The 19,484-nt window shown below is 45.1% G+C and carries 12 protein-coding genes; 11 read left to right on the forward strand and 1 reads right to left on the reverse strand.

All coding sequences use genetic code 11. The annotated features are described in order from the left end of the window. Positions 1-97 precede the first annotated feature (97 nt). On the reverse strand, positions 98-634 hold the full coding sequence (locus C1A12_RS16255) for a hypothetical protein (RefSeq protein ID WP_101845495.1): 537 nt from the start codon (positions 632-634) through the stop codon (positions 98-100). Positions 635-1,083: 449 nt separating this feature from the next. On the opposite strand from C1A12_RS16255, the gene C1A12_RS16260 reads away from it, so the two are divergent. From C1A12_RS16260 to C1A12_RS16310, 11 genes are all read left to right on the forward strand, one after another. Then, complete coding sequence (locus C1A12_RS16260; protein WP_101845497.1) at positions 1,084-2,613, forward strand: response regulator transcription factor; 1,530 nt, start codon at positions 1,084-1,086, stop codon at positions 2,611-2,613. 11 nt (positions 2,614-2,624) lie between these two features. Beyond that, positions 2,625-4,445: a sensor histidine kinase gene (locus tag C1A12_RS16265; protein ID WP_101845499.1), complete on the forward strand. Its 1,821-nt coding sequence runs from the start codon at positions 2,625-2,627 to the stop codon at positions 4,443-4,445. A 109-nt stretch (positions 4,446-4,554) separates the two neighbouring features. Continuing rightward, entirely contained in the window at positions 4,555-5,859 is a 1,305-nt protein-coding gene (locus C1A12_RS16270) for an ABC transporter substrate-binding protein (protein WP_101845500.1), read from the forward strand. A 144-nt stretch (positions 5,860-6,003) separates the two neighbouring features. Further along, positions 6,004-6,933, forward strand: coding sequence for a carbohydrate ABC transporter permease (locus C1A12_RS16275; RefSeq protein ID WP_101845502.1), 930 nt, complete (start codon positions 6,004-6,006; stop codon positions 6,931-6,933). Next, the gene (locus C1A12_RS16280; protein WP_101845503.1) at positions 6,930-7,757 is read left to right on the forward strand and encodes a carbohydrate ABC transporter permease; all 828 of its coding nucleotides are present in this window, start codon (positions 6,930-6,932) and stop codon (positions 7,755-7,757) included. Before C1A12_RS16275 ends, C1A12_RS16280 begins: the two co-directional genes overlap by 4 nt. A gap of 18 nt (positions 7,758-7,775) precedes the next feature. Then, complete coding sequence (locus C1A12_RS16285; RefSeq protein WP_101845505.1) at positions 7,776-10,880, forward strand: glycoside hydrolase family 2 TIM barrel-domain containing protein; 3,105 nt, start codon at positions 7,776-7,778, stop codon at positions 10,878-10,880. Positions 10,881-11,037: 157 nt separating this feature from the next. Beyond that, positions 11,038-13,659, forward strand: coding sequence for a glycosyl hydrolase 53 family protein (locus C1A12_RS16290; RefSeq protein WP_101845507.1), 2,622 nt, complete (start codon positions 11,038-11,040; stop codon positions 13,657-13,659). Positions 13,660-13,795: 136 nt separating this feature from the next. Further along, entirely contained in the window at positions 13,796-15,865 is a 2,070-nt protein-coding gene (locus tag C1A12_RS16295; RefSeq protein WP_101845509.1) for a beta-galactosidase, read from the forward strand. Continuing rightward, on the forward strand, positions 15,865-17,625 hold the full coding sequence (locus tag C1A12_RS16300) for a glycoside hydrolase family 35 protein (RefSeq protein ID WP_306417015.1): 1,761 nt from the start codon (positions 15,865-15,867) through the stop codon (positions 17,623-17,625). The genes C1A12_RS16295 and C1A12_RS16300 overlap by 1 nt, the downstream gene beginning before the upstream one ends. Before the next feature lie 124 nt (positions 17,626-17,749). Further along, on the forward strand, positions 17,750-18,493 hold the full coding sequence (locus tag C1A12_RS16305) for an IclR family transcriptional regulator (RefSeq protein WP_101845513.1): 744 nt from the start codon (positions 17,750-17,752) through the stop codon (positions 18,491-18,493). A 14-nt stretch (positions 18,494-18,507) separates the two neighbouring features. Further along, positions 18,508-19,461: a sugar kinase gene (locus C1A12_RS16310; protein ID WP_101845515.1), complete on the forward strand. Its 954-nt coding sequence runs from the start codon at positions 18,508-18,510 to the stop codon at positions 19,459-19,461. The last annotated feature ends 23 nt before the right edge of the window (positions 19,462-19,484 follow it).

Below are 19,484 nucleotides of genomic sequence, written 5' to 3' on the forward strand. Positions count from 1 at the left end.
ATTGTTAAGCTTAAAATCAAAAAAGCCTTCTCTGATGGGAGAAGGCTTTTTATAATGATAAAGTGTGAACTTTCGATCATTAGGTGGAGCTTTTTTATTACCAATAGTAAATAGGGACGGGGTAAAAGAAGTATGGCGGCCCTGGATAGGGGCTGCCTCCAATGGTACGTGATTGCCCTTGACCGCCTCCCATTCCTGGAAAGCCCGGCATTCCACCTTGCCCCTGCCCATTGCCCTGGCCTGGGAAACCTGGCATTCCACCCTGCCCATTACCCTGACCTGGAAAAGGGAATTCGGGCATCATGCCGCCTTGACCGTTTCCATTTCCATTACCCTGACCGGGGAAAGGCAGCTCGGGTAACATATCCATGCCTGGCATGCCTTCTTGGCCATTCTCTCCATTCCCGTTCCCATTGCCGCCGTCGTCCTCTTCTTCCTGTCCTTGAGGGGCTCCTGGCTGACCGGGTCCTTGAGGGAGAGGGAAACATACAACAGAGAGTTCTTCATCCTCCTCAGTGGTTATTGTTCCTTCCATTCCGCCTTCGAATTCGGACTGATCCTCCGGAATACAGATATAGCCTTCCTGCTGACGCGGGCCCCAATGTGGGGGGTGGTAAGGATTGTAGTAATACATAAATTATTCGCCTCCTTGATATACATTCTCATCCTATTCATTTAATTAAGTTTGGGCACCATCATCTATAAATTAGTTTTAATGAGCTGTGAGATATTCAAGGAATAGAAAGGGTTGTCGAAGTTATAAACCTCTATGTTGTGGAGAGATAAAGGGGTTATGGGATAAGGTGTCCGATGGCTTCCTTAGGGAATTTTTTAGATAGCTGTTCTGTGCCGCGTTAGCGAACCTTAGGATAGAATCTATTACCACCTTGTCATCAAATAGAATACTAGTTTACGACCTATAAGAAAGCCATTACAATAAAAGTATCAGAAAATTTTAAAATTCAGTTGAGACCTGTAACACTTTCTGAATAGATCACTAAAAATTATGTACACCTGTTTTTTTGAAAGGCGTGGATCCTGATTCTCAAAAAGACAAGGCGCTACCTTAAGGGAGAGATTGTTATGAGCGGTCTGTACAAGGTTTTAGTTGTAGATGATGAAATGCTGATCAGGCAAGGAGTGATCAATTATATTGATTGGGAAAAAGAAGGTTTTCAAATAATTGGGGAGGCTTCAAATGGAAATGAGGCCCTTCAACTAATCGAGGAATTACGTCCTCACCTGGTCATTACGGATGTAGTTATGCCTGGGATGGATGGGATTGAATTAGTGCGGGACGTCAAAGAGCAGTATCTAGATATTGAGATTGTGGTGTTAAGCAGCTTTGAAGACTTTGAGTATGTCCGTTCGACGTTTCAGTGTGGAGCGGCCGATTATATTCTGAAACCGAAGCTGAATGGAGAGGAATTAATAAAGACGCTGCGTAAGGTGATGCCTGAGTCCAGGCGCACGGAGAAAGTGATTCAAAGTGCCCCTTCGATAGATGTAGTTTTGCAGAAGTGCCTGGCTGGCTCTTCGTTAATGGTCAGCGAGGAGGAGCTGCTTGAAGATCTTTCATATAGTCACTACAGCCTGATCGCTGTCTGCGGACGGGATGATGAAAGCGAATTTTTCAAAGAATTGAGTGGGATATTCGAGGAGCAGCTCTCTGCCTGTGAAACTTTTTTTGTCCCTGCTGATGTAAGCGGTATCAATGCAGTGCTGGTGAATTTTAATAGGGAACACCTCCAGTCTGTGAAGCAATGTGTAACCTGGCTGGCTGAGGCTGAACGTGAGCTCCGGGCAAGCTGGATAATGAGTGTTCCATTCTCTTCGATTCTAGAATTGAAAACTATCTTTGAAGATCAATTATTAAAGATGAAGGATTATTTATTCTATCTAACGGAGGAGCCGGTTTTAATCTATGATGATCTTCCTGAGATTCCGGAAGCAGGGAAACCTTTTGATTTAGGGAGGTTTCTAAGTCTATTTAAGCAGAAGAAATTCGAGGTTGCGATTACTTCTTTAAACGAGCATGTTGACGTTCTTAGGCGTCAATATACGAAAGATATCTTTGAATTTAAGTCTTGGCTTGAGAACATTATGTTCAATGTCATTGTACTGCTGGACAATATGAATTACGATGTGGACGAAATTGAGACGATGAAATATCAGTATTTCTCAGATATTAATGAAGCATCTCATGCAAATAAGGCGGTGACTGTCTTTCATACCTTTATTGATGAGGTAAGACGTATTGTGCAGATTGAAGACAGTAAGAGCTGCCCTCCTGATATGAAACGGCTGCTGCAATTTATTGAGGATCATTATGCTGAGCCGCTTTCACTGACGACCTTATCTGAATCATTCCACTTCAACCCCTCGTATCTATCCAGTTATTTCAGCACTCATCTGAACATTGGTTTCAGCGATTATTTAAATCAAGTGAGAATTGTCAAAGCGAAGCAGATTCTTGAGACGAGCTCTGTCTCGGTCAGTATGGTCAGTGAAATGGTCGGTTACTCAGATCCGAGCTACTTCTGCAAAGTCTTTAAGCGAATGGAAGGATCATCACCTGGGAGTTATCGTAAGCAGGCCCCAGCACTGAATTGAGGATCAGTCGAATGAAAAAAATACTGAACATTCTTCAACATAATAATTTATTTATTAAAATGTTTCTCGTCATGGTTATTAGTATTATTTCTGTCTCTCTTCTAATTACCTTTAGTACAATCCGGATGTCGAACAATCTGTTTATGGAGACGTTCAGCATTACAAATACGAAGGTGCTGAATCAGATTAAGCAGCAGTTCGAACAGTTCAGCTACTCTGTGGTTGTTACTTCAATGGACGTAGAGAACAACGCTACAATTAAGCGGATGTTAACGGAAGAGTATGTCAGTTCGGTTGATGCGTCTACTTCCTTTTACTCAATAAAAGAGCAGATGGAAAAGCTGTACTCCGACCGCCCGAACGAAGCGAACATGATCATCCTCGGAGAAAATGAGCGTCTGTTTAATATGAAATATATGAATTGGTCTGTTACCGGGGATGACTTAATTGATCATCGAATCACGAAAAACACAAAAGAGAATCCCAATCAGATTCTTTATCAATTCGTTGATGGCGGTGAGATTACGAATGGCAGCCCGATGGTAGTAGCGACAAAGGCGCTTACGGAGAGGTCTACTAATAACATTTATGGATATTTGTATATCCCGATTCGTGAGCAGGATTTAAGAGGATTCTATGAAGACTACACAAGTCAGGGAAATAGCGTCATGTTAGTGAATGGCAGCGGGAAAATCATCTCGAGTGACGATGAGCAATTGATCGGTCAGGACTCTCCTGATCTCCTTCAACTTGCTGAAGAAACCGAAGAACAGAGCCTGGAGTACCAGGAAGCCAACGTTTTGGGAAAAGACCAGCTGGTGCTGACCTCGGCTTTACCGGCACTGGATTTGTATATCGTCAATCTCGTGGATCAGGAGCTTGTCATTAATAACCTTGTAAATACTAAAGAGATCGCTTTAATCAGTACCGTGATTGTGCTGCTGGCCTTAGTGGTCGTATTTATTATCTCCAGGAGAGTAACGAATTCAATCAGCCGCCTGGTTAAGCAGATTTCCAACATGGCCAAATATGATTTCAGTAAACCAGTGAAAGAGAGTGGGGGCTATGAGGCGAGAAAGATCGCGGATGCCTTTAACTATATGCTTAATGAATTGCAGGAGCATGTTGATGTGCTGATGAGGTCGCAGCGGAAGCAGCGCAAATCGGAGCTTGAGGCCCTGCAGCATCAGATTAATCCACATTTTCTTTATAACACGTTAACGTCGGTGAAACTGCTGGTGAAGGATGGAAAAAAAGAGGCCGCTTTTGAGACGATTGATGCGTTAATCCCGCTGCTTCAGAATGCACTTGGCAATGTGGATGAGACAATTACTGTAGAGCAGGAAGTAGCCAATATTAAGAACTATGTATTGATCAACCAGACGAGATATGGAGATCGGATTAAAGTAAATTCGCTCATCTCTCCCGACTGTCTTCATTATCATCTGCCGAAGCTTGTTATTCAGCCATTTATTGAAAACGCCTTTTTCCATGCTTTTACAGATAAGAAACAGGGCTTTATTCAAATCATGATAGCACAGCGAAACGATAAACTTGTATGTGAAGTGATTGATACGGGAGATGGCATGCGAATCGACAGGATCGACAGCAAAGAAGGGAAGAGGCAGCTGTTCAGCGGGATTGGCGTCCGTAATGTTCATGAGCGGATTCAATTATTGTTTGGTGAAGAGTATGGGGTGGAAATATCGAGTGAGCTGAAGAAAGGAACCAAAGTAAAAATTATTCTGCCTCTGCTGGATGAAGATTCTAAAGATAGTACCATAACTAAAAATAGTACCAAAAAACATTATCTTGATGGAGGAAACTTCTAAAAATAATTAAATGATTTTCTAAAGATCGTTCTAACGGTCTTTTTTTTTCGATGATATGCTTTAATTAAGCGTAATGATAACGCTTACATTTAAGGAGGGGGTAGAAGTTATGAAGGAGTTTCAATGGAAGAAGAGCTGGTTGTTTGCTTTTGCTTTACTAACACTTTTCGTTTTGGCAGCTTGTTCTTCTGATGAAGAGAGCGGAGCTTCAGGTGAGGGAGATCCAGAGGATGACCCGGATACAATTACGGCCTGGGCGTGGGATCCGAACTTTAACATTGCAGCACTAGAGATTGCTGAGGAATCATACGACGAAGATATTGACTTTGAAATCATTGAAAATGCACAGGATGATATTGTTTCGAAGTTAAATACGGGCCTCAGCTCCGGTACGATGAAGGGGATGCCGAACATTGTATTAATCGAGGACCAGCGGGCGCAAAGCTTCCTGCAGTCCTACCCGGATGCGTTCTTCCCGATTGATGATTACATTAATCCGGACGACTTCGCTGCGTACAAGCTGGCCCCGACGAGTCTTGACGATAAGCAGTATGGGCTTCCTTTTGACACTGGAGTGACTGGATTGTTCTTCCGTACAGACTACCTGGGAGAAGCGGGGTATTCGATGGAAGACTTAACAGATATTACTTGGGAGGAATATATCGAGATTGGGAGAGACGTGAAAGAGACGACAGGGAAAGATATGATCTCTCTTGATCCAAATGACTTAGGGATTATTCGTGTCATGATTCAAAGTGCAGGCGAATGGTACGTTGATGAAGACGGAACAACGGTCAATATTGAAGGGAATGAACCGTTAAGGCAAGCGTTTGAAAATTATAAAGCGATGATGGAAGCCGATTTCGTGAAAGCCAATTCTGATTGGAGTCAATTCATCGCAGCTTTTAACAGCGGCGATGTGGCCACTGTTCCAAGCGGGAACTGGATAGGGGCCAGTATCGAGGCTGAAGAATCTCAAGCTGGAGACTGGGCTGTAGCACCGATTCCGCGCTTGGACATGGAGGGTGCGGTCAACGCATCGAACCAGGGCGGGAGTTCCTTCTACGTATTAAACGTACCTGGAAAGGAAAAAGCAGCTGAGTTTCTTGGTAAAACATTTGGCGAAAGTGAAGAGTTCTATCAGGAACTAGTGACTGACGTTGGGGCTCTTGGCACGTACACGCCAGCATCTGACGGAGAAGCGTACCAGGAAGAAAATGACTTCTTTGGCGGTCAGTCTCTTATTTCAGATTTCTCTACATGGGTGGAAGATATTCCGAGTGTAAACTATGGCATGCACACGTATTCGATTGAAGACATTTTAGCTGCTGAAATGCAGAACTATTTAAAAGGCAAGAGTCTGGATGACGCATTAGCTGATGCGCAGGCCCAGGCGGAAGCACAGTTGAAGTAACTTCAACTCAATCTTAAATTACAGGTTAAATGAGAAACGATTCGTTTCCTAACATAAGGGATTCTGCGAAAGATGCTAGAACTTTCAAAGAATCCCTTTCTTTCAAACCTGGCTTGTCGTATGGCGTAAGGAGGAGTCGAAAACATGAGTAAAGCGATAGATAATGCAAGTACCCCCTATGCCGGCAGCAGCAAGAAATCAGCCGGTGCCCGGTTTAAAAAGAATTACATTGGATGGCTGTTTATTCTGCTGGCTGTGGCGGGCATTGGGTTATTTTATTTCTATCCCATGATCAGGGCCCTGCTGCTTTCCTTTCAGTCAGGAATGGGGTCAAACCTTGAATATGTTGGTTTAGATAACTATGTACGTCTATTCAGTGATCCTACCTTTATTGCAGCATTGACGAATACATTCATTTATCTGCTCGTTCAAGTTCCCGTAATGATTCTTTTGGCTTTATTTTTTTCTGTACTGCTGAACGATGCCACGTTGAAATTTAAAGGATTCTTCCGGACGGCGATCTTTCTGCCGTGTGTAACCTCGCTTGTAGCCTACGCGGTTATTTTTAAATATTTATTCGGAGTGGATGGTTTAATTAATCAGTTTCTGCTTGATTTATCATTGATCTCCCAGCCACTCAACTGGTTGTCTGATCCTGTCCTGGCCAAAGTTACGATTATTGCCGCGATTACGTGGAGATGGACGGGCTACAATATGATTTTCTATTTATCTGCCTTACAGAATATCGATCGTTCGATGTATGAAGCGGCGAAGATTGATGGAGCGACATCTTTTCAGCAATTTTTCTATATTACTGTGCCGATGTTGAAGCCGATTATCTTATTTACTTCAATTATTTCCACGATCGGCACGCTGCAGATCTTTGATGAGATTATGAATATTACCAATGGCGGGCCCGGGAATGCAACACTGTCGATATCGATGTACATTTATAACCTTTCGTTTGAATACAGTCCTGATTTCGGTTACGCGGCTACTGTATCTTACGTCATTGTGATATTGATCGTTATATTATCGCTCATTCAGTTTAAAGTGGCAGGTGATGATAAATGAGAAAGTTAAGAAGAATCGGAGTGTATACCTTTTTAAGCATTGCTTCGCTGATATCTATTTTTCCATTCTTATGGATGCTCGTCAGTATGACCAACAAATCCGTCGATGTAACGCAGGGCCGGCTGCTGCCGGGAGGGCATTTATTCGAAAATCTAACAGTTCTGTTTGAGTCTGTTAATATGGTAACAGCATTAGTCAATTCGACCATTATTGCTGTCATTACTACCTTTTTAACTCTATTGATCGGGTCTCTTGCCGGCTATGGATTTGAAATCTACCGGACGCCGGGCAAGGATCGCATCTTTAATGTTCTTCTGTTGTCGATGATGATTCCATTCGCCGCAATTATGATTCCTCTCTATCGTATGTTTGGCGGCGTCTCTGGAACGATTCCGTTCTTAGGGATTGATACGCTGGCTGCAGCGATTCTCCCAACGATTATTACAGCGTTTTTTATCTTTTTCTTCCGGCAGAATACGAAGATGTTTGCGAAGGAATTGGTGGAAGCGGGCAGGATTGACGGCTTAAGTGAACTGGGAATCTTTTTCCGTGTGTACCTGCCGACGATGAAGACGACGTATGCAGCTGCAGCGATTATTGCTTTCATGAACAGCTGGAATAACTATTTATGGCCGCTGGTCGTGCTGCAGTCTCCGGAAAACCAAACGATTCCATTATTAATCTCGAATCTTGGGGCTGGGTATTCGCCTGATTATGGCGTCATCATGACGGCCATTGTCATCGCGACGCTTCCAACGGCGCTGGTGTTCTTCATCATGCAGAGACATTTCGTAGCGGGCATGATGGGATCGGTGAAAGGATAACTTGAGGAGGTTGAAAACATGTCAGTGAATGATTGGGAAAATATCCAGGTATTGCAGCGAAATCGCAGGAAGGAGCGAGCTCACTTTATTCCATTTGCGGACAAAGCAAGTGCGTTAACGTTCCAGAGGGAGAAGTCGCCCTCTTTTAAACTATTAAATGGATTATGGAAGTTTCAATACGCAGAGAATCCGGATCTTGCGCCGGAATGGTTTTACAAAGAAGACTATGACACAGGGGATTGGGAGGAGTTGTATGTCCCATCTTCCTGGCAGATGCACGGCTATGGCAGGCCGGCTTACACGAATGTTGTCTATCCATTTCCAGTCGATCCGCCGTTCGTTCCAACTAAGAATCCGACGGGGTCATACGTGCGTGATTTCTGGGTGACGGAGGAGTGGCTCGGTCAACTAGTAACCTTACGCTTTGAAGGGGTGGACAGTGCTTTTTACGTCTGGGTAAACGGCGAGCGCGTCGGCTACAGCCAGGGAAGCCGGATCCCCTCTGAATTTGATCTTTCTCCTTATTTAAAGGAAGGGAAAAACCGGCTGGCTGTCCAGGTTTATCAATGGTCGGACGGCTCCTATATTGAGGATCAGGATATGTGGTGGCTGAGTGGGATTTTTCGTGATGTATATTTACTGGCGGTCCCTAAGGTGCACATCGAGGATTATTTTGTAAAAACCAGTTTTGATGACAACTATGAGCATGGCACGCTGCGTGTAGAGACTGTTATTGAAAACAGCAGTAATGATGATGTTTCTCGCTATACCCTTAAGTATGATTTACAAGATGCGGACGGGCAGGACGTGATAAATGAACGCGAAACTGTTTCCATTGCTGCCAACAGTACGAAAACAGTGGTCCGTAAGTTTTCCATTCAGAGTCCATGTAAATGGTCAGCAGAAAATCCTTATTTGTATAAGCTGCTGCTTTCATTAAAAAAAGGGGAAGCAGCCGAAGTAATTCCAGTCAATGTGGGGTTCCGTTCCATAGAGCTGAAGGATGGATTGTTCTTAGTAAACGGCAGGGCAATTAAGCTAAAGGGGGTCAATCGCCACGATCACCATCCTGACTTCGGGCGGGCAGTGCCCCTGGAGTGGATGGAGGAAGACGTCAAGCTGATGAAGCAGCACAATATTAACGCTGTACGGACGGCTCATTATCCGAATGATCCACGGTTTTACGACTTATGCGACCGGTACGGCCTTTATGTCATTGATGAGGCAGATCTGGAAACGCACGGTTTTGAAGTGATCGGCAATTGGGATCAGCTCAGTGACGACCCCGATTGGGAAGAGGCTTATATCGACCGGATGAAGCGGATGGTCGCAAGGGATAAAAATCATCCTTCCATCATCATGTGGTCGCTTGGAAATGAGTCCGGTTTTGGAAGAAATCATGAGGCAATGGCAGCCTGGGCGAAGGATTATGACGATACGAGGCTCATTCATTATGAAGGAGAGTGCCGGGCAATCACGAGATCTGAAAGCACCTATGACCCCAAAAGGGACCCGGAAGCTTCAGATGTGTTTACGACGATGTATACCTCGGTTGAAGTTATGGATGCTTTAGGAGCAAGAGATGATTTAAGCAAGCCGCACATTTTGTGTGAATATGCGCATGCGATGGGGAACGGTCCAGGCGGGTTGAAAGAATATTGGGAGACGTTTTATAAATACGACCGGCTCCAAGGCGGCTTTGTCTGGGAGTGGCTCGATCATGGTATCCGCCGGGTAACCGAAGACGGGGAGGCATACTTTGCGTACGGAGGGGACTTTGGGGAGGATGTACACGATTCGAACTTTGTTATCGACGGTCTCGTGATGGCTGACCATACCCCTTCTCCAGCGCTTAAAGAATACAAAAAAGTGATCGAACCTGTGCTCATAGAATCGGTGGATTTGGAAAAAGGGAAAGTAAAGATAACGAACCGTTATGACTTTGTTTCACTCGATCATCTGCATGCGGCCTGGACCGTTACTGCAGGAGAAGAAGTGATCGAGGGCGGCACTATCTTATGCGAAGGAATCGAAGCGAATTCCACTGACCAGGTGACTTTGCCTTATAACATTGACCAATATCATGGAGCGGCAGAAGACTATTGGTTAAATGTTGAATTTACACTTGCCCGTGACATGGCCTGGGCAGAAACTGGACATCAGGTGGCCTGGGCTCAGTACGAACTCCCTGTTCAAAAGGCAGAGTCTATAGAAATCGGTTCGGCCCGCGAGCCTTTATCAGTGGAAGAGTCAAATCACGTGCTTACTGTTCAAGGTGAGGATTTTATTGTCCGCTTCAATAAAGTATTCGGAAGCTTGAGTGAATGGAAGCATCAAGGGATCGATTTAATTCAAACAGGTCCCGTCTTAAATCTATGGCGGTCCCCAATTGATAATGACCTGTGGGCTCAGGCTCACTGGAAGGATACACCTTCCTTTACAGATTGGAAGAAGCACGGTCTTCACACGCTGCGGCATCGAATAAGTTCCGTCAGTTACCACGAAAATGGAGACCATGAAACGGAAATTATAGTGTCTGCCCGCGTGGCTCCGCCTGTTTTAAACTGGGGGTTAAACGTGACTTATACGTATACAATTGATTCGAGCGGAAGGATCGGTATTGATGTAAAAGGCGAGCCTTCTGGTGAACTGCCGCAAACTTTTCCACGCCTTGGACTGAAGCTGGAATTGCCTTCAGTGCTGGATGAAGTGAAGTGGTATGGCTGCGGGCCTGGTGAGTCGTACATTGACAGTAAACAGGCGGCTCGATTTGGCGTCTGGGAGAAGAAGGCAGAAGAATTCTATACCCCTTACGTCTATCCTCAGGAAAACGGCAATCGGCACGACGTTCGCTGGGCTGAAGTAAAGAGCGGGAAGGGGATCGGAATTACCTTTGAGGCTAAGCCTTCGTTTAATTTTAACTGTCAGTACTATACAATCGAAAACCTGGAAAAAGCGCAGCATACCTATGATTTAGTCAAACAGGATTTTCTGACCATTTTAATTGATCACAAGCACCATGGTCTAGGCTCATCAAGCTGTGGGCCGGATGTGCTTGAGAAGCACCGGTTAAGCAGCGGAGCTTTTCAATTTGGCATAGGTATGAAGCCAGCCTTTCATTAATCCCGGCTAAAAAGACATAGATACTGCATCAAGACTACCTGCTCCTTATCCTGCCGCGAGGACAGGTAGTTTTATTTTTGATCAAGGAAGGAGGAGAACAGCCGGACGTATAGAGAAAGGGGAGTTACAAATTTAAAAGAAGGAGATTAAAGCAAATATGAGATTGAAAAAACTCAGTTTTGCCATCATGACGGTTATGTTCCTTTCGCTTGCTTCAGCTGCTTCAGCTGATTCCTCTCCTGTAGAAATTAAAGGCGGAGATTTTACGATGGAGCCGGGTGAGTTTTCTATGCTGCAGTTCAATGCGGAAGACGGTATAGAAATCGAGGATTATTCCTGGAAAGCAAGCAATCACCATGTCGTGGGTTTAGATGCAGATACAGGAAGAATGGATGCTGTAGGCACGGGAGAAGCGACTATTACATTGAAGGCAGTGGACAAGAGTGGCGAAGAGCATCGGGTAAGCAGTGATGTGGTTGTTCAAGGAAGAGAAGCGCCCCTCGTTGAGCCAATCCCCGAGCTTCAAAACAATAACAGACCTGACTTTATGATGGGCGCCGACGTGTCTTCTTTACATCAAATGATGGAAGAGGAGAAAAGCTTTTATCATTTAGACGGACAGGAAGCTCATTTGTTGGATGTGCTGGAAGAAAACGGGGTGAACTGGGTCCGGTTAAGAGTATGGAATGATCCATACGACGAATATGGAAATCCTTATGGAGGGGGGAATAGTAATTTAGATACGACCATTGAACTGGCCAAACAGGCAAAGGAAAGAGGAATGAACCTGTTTGTAACTTTTCACTACAGTGACTTCTGGGCGCATCCCGGACAGCAGATCGTACCAAAGGAGTGGGCCGATTTACCAGGAGATGAGCTGGCGGAGGCGGTTGGGGATTTTACGACCGAATCCTTAGAGAGAATGAAAGAGGAAAACGTTTATCCGAACATGGTTGGTATCGGGAATGAAACCAACAGCGATATTTTAGAACAGTCCTTTAATCTCACTTCAGACGGTGATATGAACCCGGCAGCCGTCGATATTTTTAAAGCGGGTACAGAAGCCGTCCGCAGCACGGATCCTCACGCCGATGATCCAGAAAACAAAGCATTAATTTCTTTTCATCTGGCGAATGGGAATAATTCATGGCTTTATAACAGCTTTGCTTCCGCTATGGAGAAGAACAATGTAGACTATGATGCTCTTGGTGCCTCCTACTATCCATCCTGGCACGGGAGTTATGATGAAGTGTTAAATAACTTAAATGATATCACGCAGTCTTATGGAAAGGATGCCTTTATTGCGGAAACCGCATATCCGTGGACCGTTAATGAAAATGCCGGGGATGATACTCCGCAGAATTTTAAGCACGGCGATATCAGCACCGTGGGCTTAGCTGCATCGGTCCAGGGACAAGCTACGGCTTTGCGGGAAGTCCTTAACGTAGCGGCATCCATTAATGATGAAAAAGGACTCGGTGCCTTTTATTGGGAGCCTGCCTGGCTGCCTGGGAACACGACAGGATGGGCTGCTCCTTATGGAACCGGATGGGAAGTAGCGGGCTTATTTGATATTAACGGTCATTCCCTTCCCTCTGTGGAGACGTTCAACCTGGTGAGAGGGGATCAGATCATGCCTGAGGAGGCGGACGAATATGCTTACGGCTGGGAAACGGAGGTTGTTATAGAAAAAGGACAGGACCTTGAGATGCCTGAAGAGATCAATGCCGTGAAAAACAACGGCATGATGGGGGAAGGCAAGCGTACGATTGATAAGCAGCCGGTGGAATGGAACGAAGAGGGTGAAGCCGAGGTAGACATTAATGTACCTGGGGAATACATCGTGTTTGGCAGCGTTGCTGGTAAAGAGGAGAATGCCTTTGCCCATGTGATTGTAAAAGACAACGAATCTTCTGCCGCAGCAGAACCTGTCTTTAGTGTACCGGATGGCAGCGAGATCGATGTAGTGGACGGGGACGGCTATTCTTACTCAACTAGACATGTTGTCGAAGAAGGCAGCTATATCGAGCTCGATACGGAGACCGCAAATGCCGGAATTTCCTTTACTCTGGACGGATCTAGTCCAATTGATGGGTCAGGTTCCACAAAACAATTGGCAGGTGCCCCATACATTAAGGATTATGATTCGATTCGCACGTATGCCGGACCTATTCAAATCTCTCAAAATGTTACCATTCAGGCCGTCGCTAAGCGGAGTGGACACAACTATGTATCTGGCCAGTGGGGTTCAGAACGGACAATATTAGAAAACAGTCCAATTGCGAGGGCCAGCTACAAAGCGATCTACGACTACAGTGACGACTTATTGGCGAACGGCGGCTTTGAAAGTGGAGATCTCAGCGGCTGGAAATTAAAAAGCAAGGCCTCAAACTCTGCCGTCATGACAGCAGAAGAGGATGTGACGGAAGCTTATGCCGGGGATCACTACTTTAAATTCTCTATTAATAAAGGAGAAAGCCTGAACCTGAGGCAGAAAGCGAAAAAGCTTCCTAAAGGGGATTACAAGTTGTCTCTATACGCCAGAGGAGACAACCAGACATCTGAGGAAACAGACATGAAACTCTCTGCTTTTACTCAAGGAAAGAAATACAGCGGAACTGTAGAAACGATTGCGGTCCCTGAAGGCGAAATGATATGGAGAAAGTATTCAGTTGACGATATTCAAGTTAAAAACGGGAACCTGGAAATTAATTTTGATGCAGAAACAATCGGGTCATATACAGGCAGCATTGATCATGTGGTTTTAGAAAAACAGTAAGTGAACGTACCTGCGGGGCAAGGACGTGCAAAAGCGTTGTTTGATGTAGAACAAGGAAGAAGACAGTCCGCCATTCCAGCGGCAGGCGGACTGTTCTTCATTTCAATCATTCTATAATGATAAGAAAGGTGATTAGATGAAGGAAAAATACAATCCAGTCAGTGCAAAAATTCCAAAAATGCTTCATGGAGCAGATTATAATCCTGAACAATGGGAGCGATACCCTGGAATAGTGGAAGAAGATATCAGATTAATGAAACAAGCGAAATGTAACGTAATGTCGGTTGGAATATTTTCCTGGGCCAAGCTTGAGCCTGAGGAAGGAGTATTTCATTTCGATTGGCTGGACCAAGTGCTTGACCAATTAGTCGAGAACGGAATTTACGTGTTTCTAGCTACCCCAAGCGGGGCAAGGCCGGCATGGATGTCTGAAAAATATGAAGAAGTGCTTCGAGTCAGCGATAACCGGGTGAGAAATCTGCACGGGCTCAGGCACAATCATTGTTATACCTCTCCGGTGTACCGTGAAAAAGTCTCCCTCATGAACCGTAAACTGGCTGAAAGGTATTCTGAGCATCCGGCCGTCATTGGCTGGCACATTTCCAATGAATTCGGAGGAGGGTGTCATTGTGACTTATGCCAGGAGGCCTTCCGTCACTGGCTGAAGGAAAAATATAAAACGCTTGATGAGTTAAATCACAGCTGGTGGACGACGTTCTGGAGTCATACATATACCTCGTGGGCTCAGATTGAATCCCCGGCTCCACACGGTGAAACGATGGTGCACGGTCTGAATCTGGACTGGAAGCGTTTTGTGACCGATCAGACGCTTGATTTCTATAAGCATGAGGTGAAACCTTTAAAGACCAAAAACCCGGACTTACCCGTAACCACCAATTTTATGGAAGCTTTTGAAGGATTAAATTATGCCAAATTTGCACAAGAACTCGACTTTGTCTGCTGGGATTCTTACCCTACGTGGCACGACCTGGAGGGTGATGTTCAACAGGCCGCCTGGGTGGCGATGAATCATGATATGTTCCGATCGATTAAAGACGGACAGCCGTTTTTATTAATGGAAAGCACACCAAGCCTGACAAACTGGCAGCCGATCAGCAAGCTGAAGCGCCCGGGTATGCATTTGCTGGCTTCGATACAGGCGGTGGCCCATGGTTCAGATTCGGTTCAATACTTTCAGTGGCGAAAAAGCCGTGGGTCGAGTGAGAAGTTCCATGGCGCTGTTGTGGATCACTCCGGAAGTGAGCATACCCGCGTGTTTAAGGATGTCACCAAAGTCGGTGAGACGCTGGATCAGCTGGATGATGTAGTCGGAACAAGGGTGGAAGCTGAAGTTGCTGTTATCTTTGACACCGAAAATCGATGGGCGGTGAAGGATGCTCAAGGACCGAGAAACGAAGGAGTGAATTATGAAAAAACGGTAGCCGCTCATTACGAGGCATTTTGGAAACAAGGAGTGGCTGTTGATGTTATCGATATGGACAAGGATTTCTCCGGCTATAAAATAGTGGTGGCACCAATGCTGTATATGGTCAGACCGGGAGTCGGTGAGAGGATTGAGGAGTTTGTGAAGCAGGGCGGGACATTTGTTGCGACGTATTGGTCAGGGATTGTGAATGAAAATGATTTAACTTTTCTCGGAGGCTTCCCTGGTCCACTCCGCACCACCCTCGGCATCTGGTCTGAAGAAATAGATGGGCTTTATGACGGCCAGACGAATGGAGTCACAATCGGCACAAATAACTTAGGACTCAGTGGCGAATATACGGCATATGAGTTATGTGATTTAATTCATTTAGAAGGAGCAGAAGCCTTAGCATTCTACAAGGATAACTTTTACGCCGGACGCCCTGCTCTTACAGTTAATCAACTTGAAAAGGGGAAAGCTTACTATATCGCTTCCCGCAATAAACAGCCGTTTCATTATGACTTTTACGCGGCCATTATTGAAGAAGCTGGGATTAGAAAAACGATACCAGGCACGCTGCCGGAAGGAGTATCGGCACAGCAGAGGACGGACGGCAAATACGACTATATTTTCCTGATGAACTTTGGGGATGCCGAAAAGAATTTAGAGATTCCAGGTAGTGGCTTCACTTATTTGATGGACGGGAAATCAGTGGAGGGGCAAGTAAACCTGTCTCCTTTTGGACTTTCAATTTTAAAAAGGGAAAAAGGTGGATTATGATGCTGCAAGCTAAAGACGGACAATTTTATTTAGATCAGGAACCCTTTCAAATTCTTTCCGGCGCCATGCATTATTTCCGCACGGTCCCGGAACACTGGGAAGACAGGCTGCAGAAGCTTAAAGCGTTAGGATTAAATACAGTAGAGACTTATATCGCCTGGAATGTGCATGAACCGAAGAAAGGAGATTTTCATTTTTCCGGTCTGGCCGATATCGAGCAGTTCATCCAGCTGGCCCAGGAGTTGGGATTGTATGTCATCATCCGCCCTTCTCCTTATATTTGTGCAGAGTGGGAAATGGGCGGGCTGCCCTCCTGGCTGCTGAAGGATCATTCGGTCGTGCTGCGCAGCAGTGACACTCGTTTCTTAACCCACGTAGAAGATTATTATGATGTGCTGCTTCCTAAGTTCCGCCCTTACCTCTTTCAAAATGGCGGGCCTGTCATAGCGATGCAAATTGAAAATGAATACGGAGCTTACGGAGATGATCAAAGCTACCTTGATTTTTTCAAACAGCAGTATGAAAAACATGGAATCGATACGTTTCTTTTTACCTCAGATGGTCCTGAATTTATTACTCAAGGCTCCCTGCCCGACGTAACAACCACGTTAAACTTTGGATCTAAGATGGAGGCTGCTTTTGAACAATTAGAAAAAATGAAGCCGGGTTCCCCTAAGATGGCAGCTGAATTCTGGATCGGCTGGTTTGACTATTGGACGGGGAAGCATCATACAAGAGAAGCAGAAGATGCAGCTGCTGTTTTTAAAGAGCTGATGGAGAAGAAGAGTTCGGTGAATTTTTATATGTTTCATGGAGGAACGAACTTCGGTTTCATGAATGGAGCAAATCATTACGATCTCTATTACCCTACGATTACAAGCTATGACTATGATAGTCTTCTGACGGAAAATGGAGACATTACAGAAAAGTACCGTGCAGTTAAACGAACCTTAAGCAACTATATAGACGTTCCTGAAGATTATATCAGTACAGTTTCAGCAAAAAGTTACGGAACGGTCTCATTGCAGGAGTCTCTCAGTTTATTTGATACACTTGATCAGATCAGCCGTCGAGTGGAGAATGTTACGCCCCTTCCTATGGAAGCGATTGATCAGTCGTATGGTTATACACTTTATCGTACGACAGTCAACAGGCAGGGTGATTTAAGTATGGGAATCGACGCGTTCCATGACCGGGCTTACGTTTATATTAATGGAAAATATGAGACCATTATTTATAAAAACGACTCAGAGCGGAAGGTGGTACTGACTTTTCCATCCGAAAGCAATACGCTCGAAATCTTAGTAGAAAACATGGGCAGAGCGAATTATGGAGAACACCTTTCAGACAGGAAAGGGATTACACACAACATTTGGCTTGGGGAGCAGTACTTTTTTCATTGGGAAATGTTTGTGATTGAATTAGACATTCTTCCTGACAGCTATGAAGGAGATGGAGATGCAAGGTATCCGAAGTTTTTCAGGGGAACCTTCGATGCTGAAGGCTTACACGACACATTTATTGACAGTGCCGGCTTTACGAAAGGAAATGTGTTTATCAATGGATTTAATTTGGGAAGGTATTGGAATACAGCCGGTCCCCAGCAAAGACTTTATCTTCCCGGCCCTTTATTAAAAGAAAAGGGGAATGAATTGGTCATTCTGGAGTTAGAGCAGACTTGCACCCAAGAAGTTCAGCTGCTTAAGCACCATAAGCTTAACTCAGAAAATTTAACAGTAAAAGGCAGTTCCATGGATTAATGAGGAACTGCTTTTTTTCTTGCTGTTTTCTATTGATGAAAGCGTTTTATTATGATAGAGTTATGGACAATTATTCATATATGAAAATTCATTTTACATATGTGAATTTAGGAGGGGGTGCGGGATGACGGTTAAATCAGCTGACCGTGTGATAGATATTATAAATTTATTAAAAGATTACCCGGGCGGACTCTCTTTAAAGGAAATTGCTGCTAAGCTCTCACTGCCGCAGAGCAGTACGTTTCATTTAATTCAGACGCTCCACAACAGACAGGTGCTGGCTGCGACAGAACGAAAAATGTACAAGCTGGGTCCGAAGCTGATTCAAATTGGAACAAAGGCACTGGAGACGCTCGACGTCAATGCGGAGGCTCAGCCTCATCTCCGCGAGTTAATGGAAAAGGTGGAAGAAACCGTCTTTATGGCTGTGCTGCTGGAGAAGGAGCTTGTCTACGTGGCCAAAGTAGATAACCACCGATCAGTGAGGACGAGCGCTCAAATCGGGATGAGGAAGCCGTTGTACTGTACTGGACTTGGTAAGGCGTTTTTAGCGTTTTTGCCGGATCGGGTAAGTGAAAATTTGCTCTCTTCTATTAATATGGAAGCAATCACGAATAACACGATTACAGATCCTGAAGTTCTTCAAGCTCAGTTTCCTAAGTTCCGGGAACAGGGATACGCAATTGATGATGAAGAAAATGAAAGCGGTTTATTCTGTCTCGCGGCTCCAATTTACAATGCAGCAGGTGAGATGATTGCCGCTGTCAGTGTGGCTGGGCCGAAGAGCAGAATGTCCCCTCGGCATTCGTTCATAGCAGAAGAACTGCTGCACACAGCGAAGGTCATCTCACAACGCAATGGATACTAGAAAGGAAGGGTAATGTGGATGTGATCACACTGGGGGAGACGATGGTTTTATTCACCTCAAAGTCATCAGGGTTGATGCGCTATGCAGGTGATTTTTCTACAAAAATTGCCGGAGCCGAGTCGAATGTCGCGATTGCTTTATCGAGACTTGGCCACAAGTCAGGCTGGATCAGCAGGCTGGGAAAGGACGAGTTTGGAGAAAAGGTGCGCGCCTTTATCCGCGGGGAAGGAGTGGATGTTAGTCAGGTGACCTTAGATGAAGAAGCCGACACAGGGATTTTTTTCAAAGAAAGACTGACACCTGAGGAAATCAGGGTGAAGTATTACCGGCGACATTCGGCTGCGAGCCGTATGAGAGCTGAAGACATCGATGAAGAGTACATTGCAGGTGCGAAATATTTACATGTTACGGGCATTACTCCGGCACTTAGTGACAGCTGTTATGAAACCGTTTTAAAAGCGGTGAATTGCGCGAAACGAAATGGAGTTCCGGTAATTTTTGATCCGAATCTGCGCCGTAAACTGTGGACAGAAGCGAAAGCACGCGAAGTTTTGCTTAAGCTGTCGGGTCTTGCAGACATCGTGCTGCCGGGAATTGACGAAGCTGAATTTTTATTTGGGCGAGCAAGTCATGAGCAATTAGCGCAGCAGTTTGTTGAAAATGGAGCCGCTGCCGTCGTTATGAAGCTTGGTGAAAAGGGTGCTTATGTGTACGAGAAGCAAAGTTCTGGCTACGTCGAAGGGTTCCCTGTAGAGCAAGTAGTAGATCCGGTCGGAGCCGGGGATGGATTTGCTGCCGGCTGCATCTCGGGTCTGCTTGACGGTTTAGAACTACAGGAAGCTGCCAGACGTGGAAATGCTGTTGGGGCAATGGTAACGATGGTCGATGGAGATGTCGAAGGGCTGCCGGATAAGAAGAGACTTATTGATTTTCAGAACCAGACTAGTAAAGAAGATGTAGACCGATAGGAGGGAGCATGTGTGGAAAACAC

The organism is Halobacillus sp. Marseille-P3879, from assembly GCF_900240285.1.
Classification (GTDB): Bacteria; Bacillota; Bacilli; order Bacillales; family Halobacillaceae; genus Halobacillus_A.

Coding starts and splice junctions, on each gene's coding strand:
- C1A12_RS16255 (WP_101845495.1), bottom strand. CDS start 634: ATGTATTACTACAATCCTTACCACCCCCCACATTGGGGCCCGCGTCAG.
- C1A12_RS16260 (WP_101845497.1), top strand. CDS start 1,084: ATGAGCGGTCTGTACAAGGTTTTAGTTGTAGATGATGAAATGCTGATC.
- C1A12_RS16265 (WP_101845499.1), top strand. CDS start 2,625: ATGAAAAAAATACTGAACATTCTTCAACATAATAATTTATTTATTAAA.
- C1A12_RS16270 (WP_101845500.1), top strand. CDS start 4,555: ATGAAGGAGTTTCAATGGAAGAAGAGCTGGTTGTTTGCTTTTGCTTTA.
- C1A12_RS16275 (WP_101845502.1), top strand. CDS start 6,004: ATGAGTAAAGCGATAGATAATGCAAGTACCCCCTATGCCGGCAGCAGC.
- C1A12_RS16280 (WP_101845503.1), top strand. CDS start 6,930: ATGAGAAAGTTAAGAAGAATCGGAGTGTATACCTTTTTAAGCATTGCT.
- C1A12_RS16285 (WP_101845505.1), top strand. CDS start 7,776: ATGTCAGTGAATGATTGGGAAAATATCCAGGTATTGCAGCGAAATCGC.
- C1A12_RS16290 (WP_101845507.1), top strand. CDS start 11,038: ATGAGATTGAAAAAACTCAGTTTTGCCATCATGACGGTTATGTTCCTT.
- C1A12_RS16295 (WP_101845509.1), top strand. CDS start 13,796: ATGAAGGAAAAATACAATCCAGTCAGTGCAAAAATTCCAAAAATGCTT.
- C1A12_RS16300 (WP_306417015.1), top strand. CDS start 15,865: ATGCTGCAAGCTAAAGACGGACAATTTTATTTAGATCAGGAACCCTTT.
- C1A12_RS16305 (WP_101845513.1), top strand. CDS start 17,750: ATGACGGTTAAATCAGCTGACCGTGTGATAGATATTATAAATTTATTA.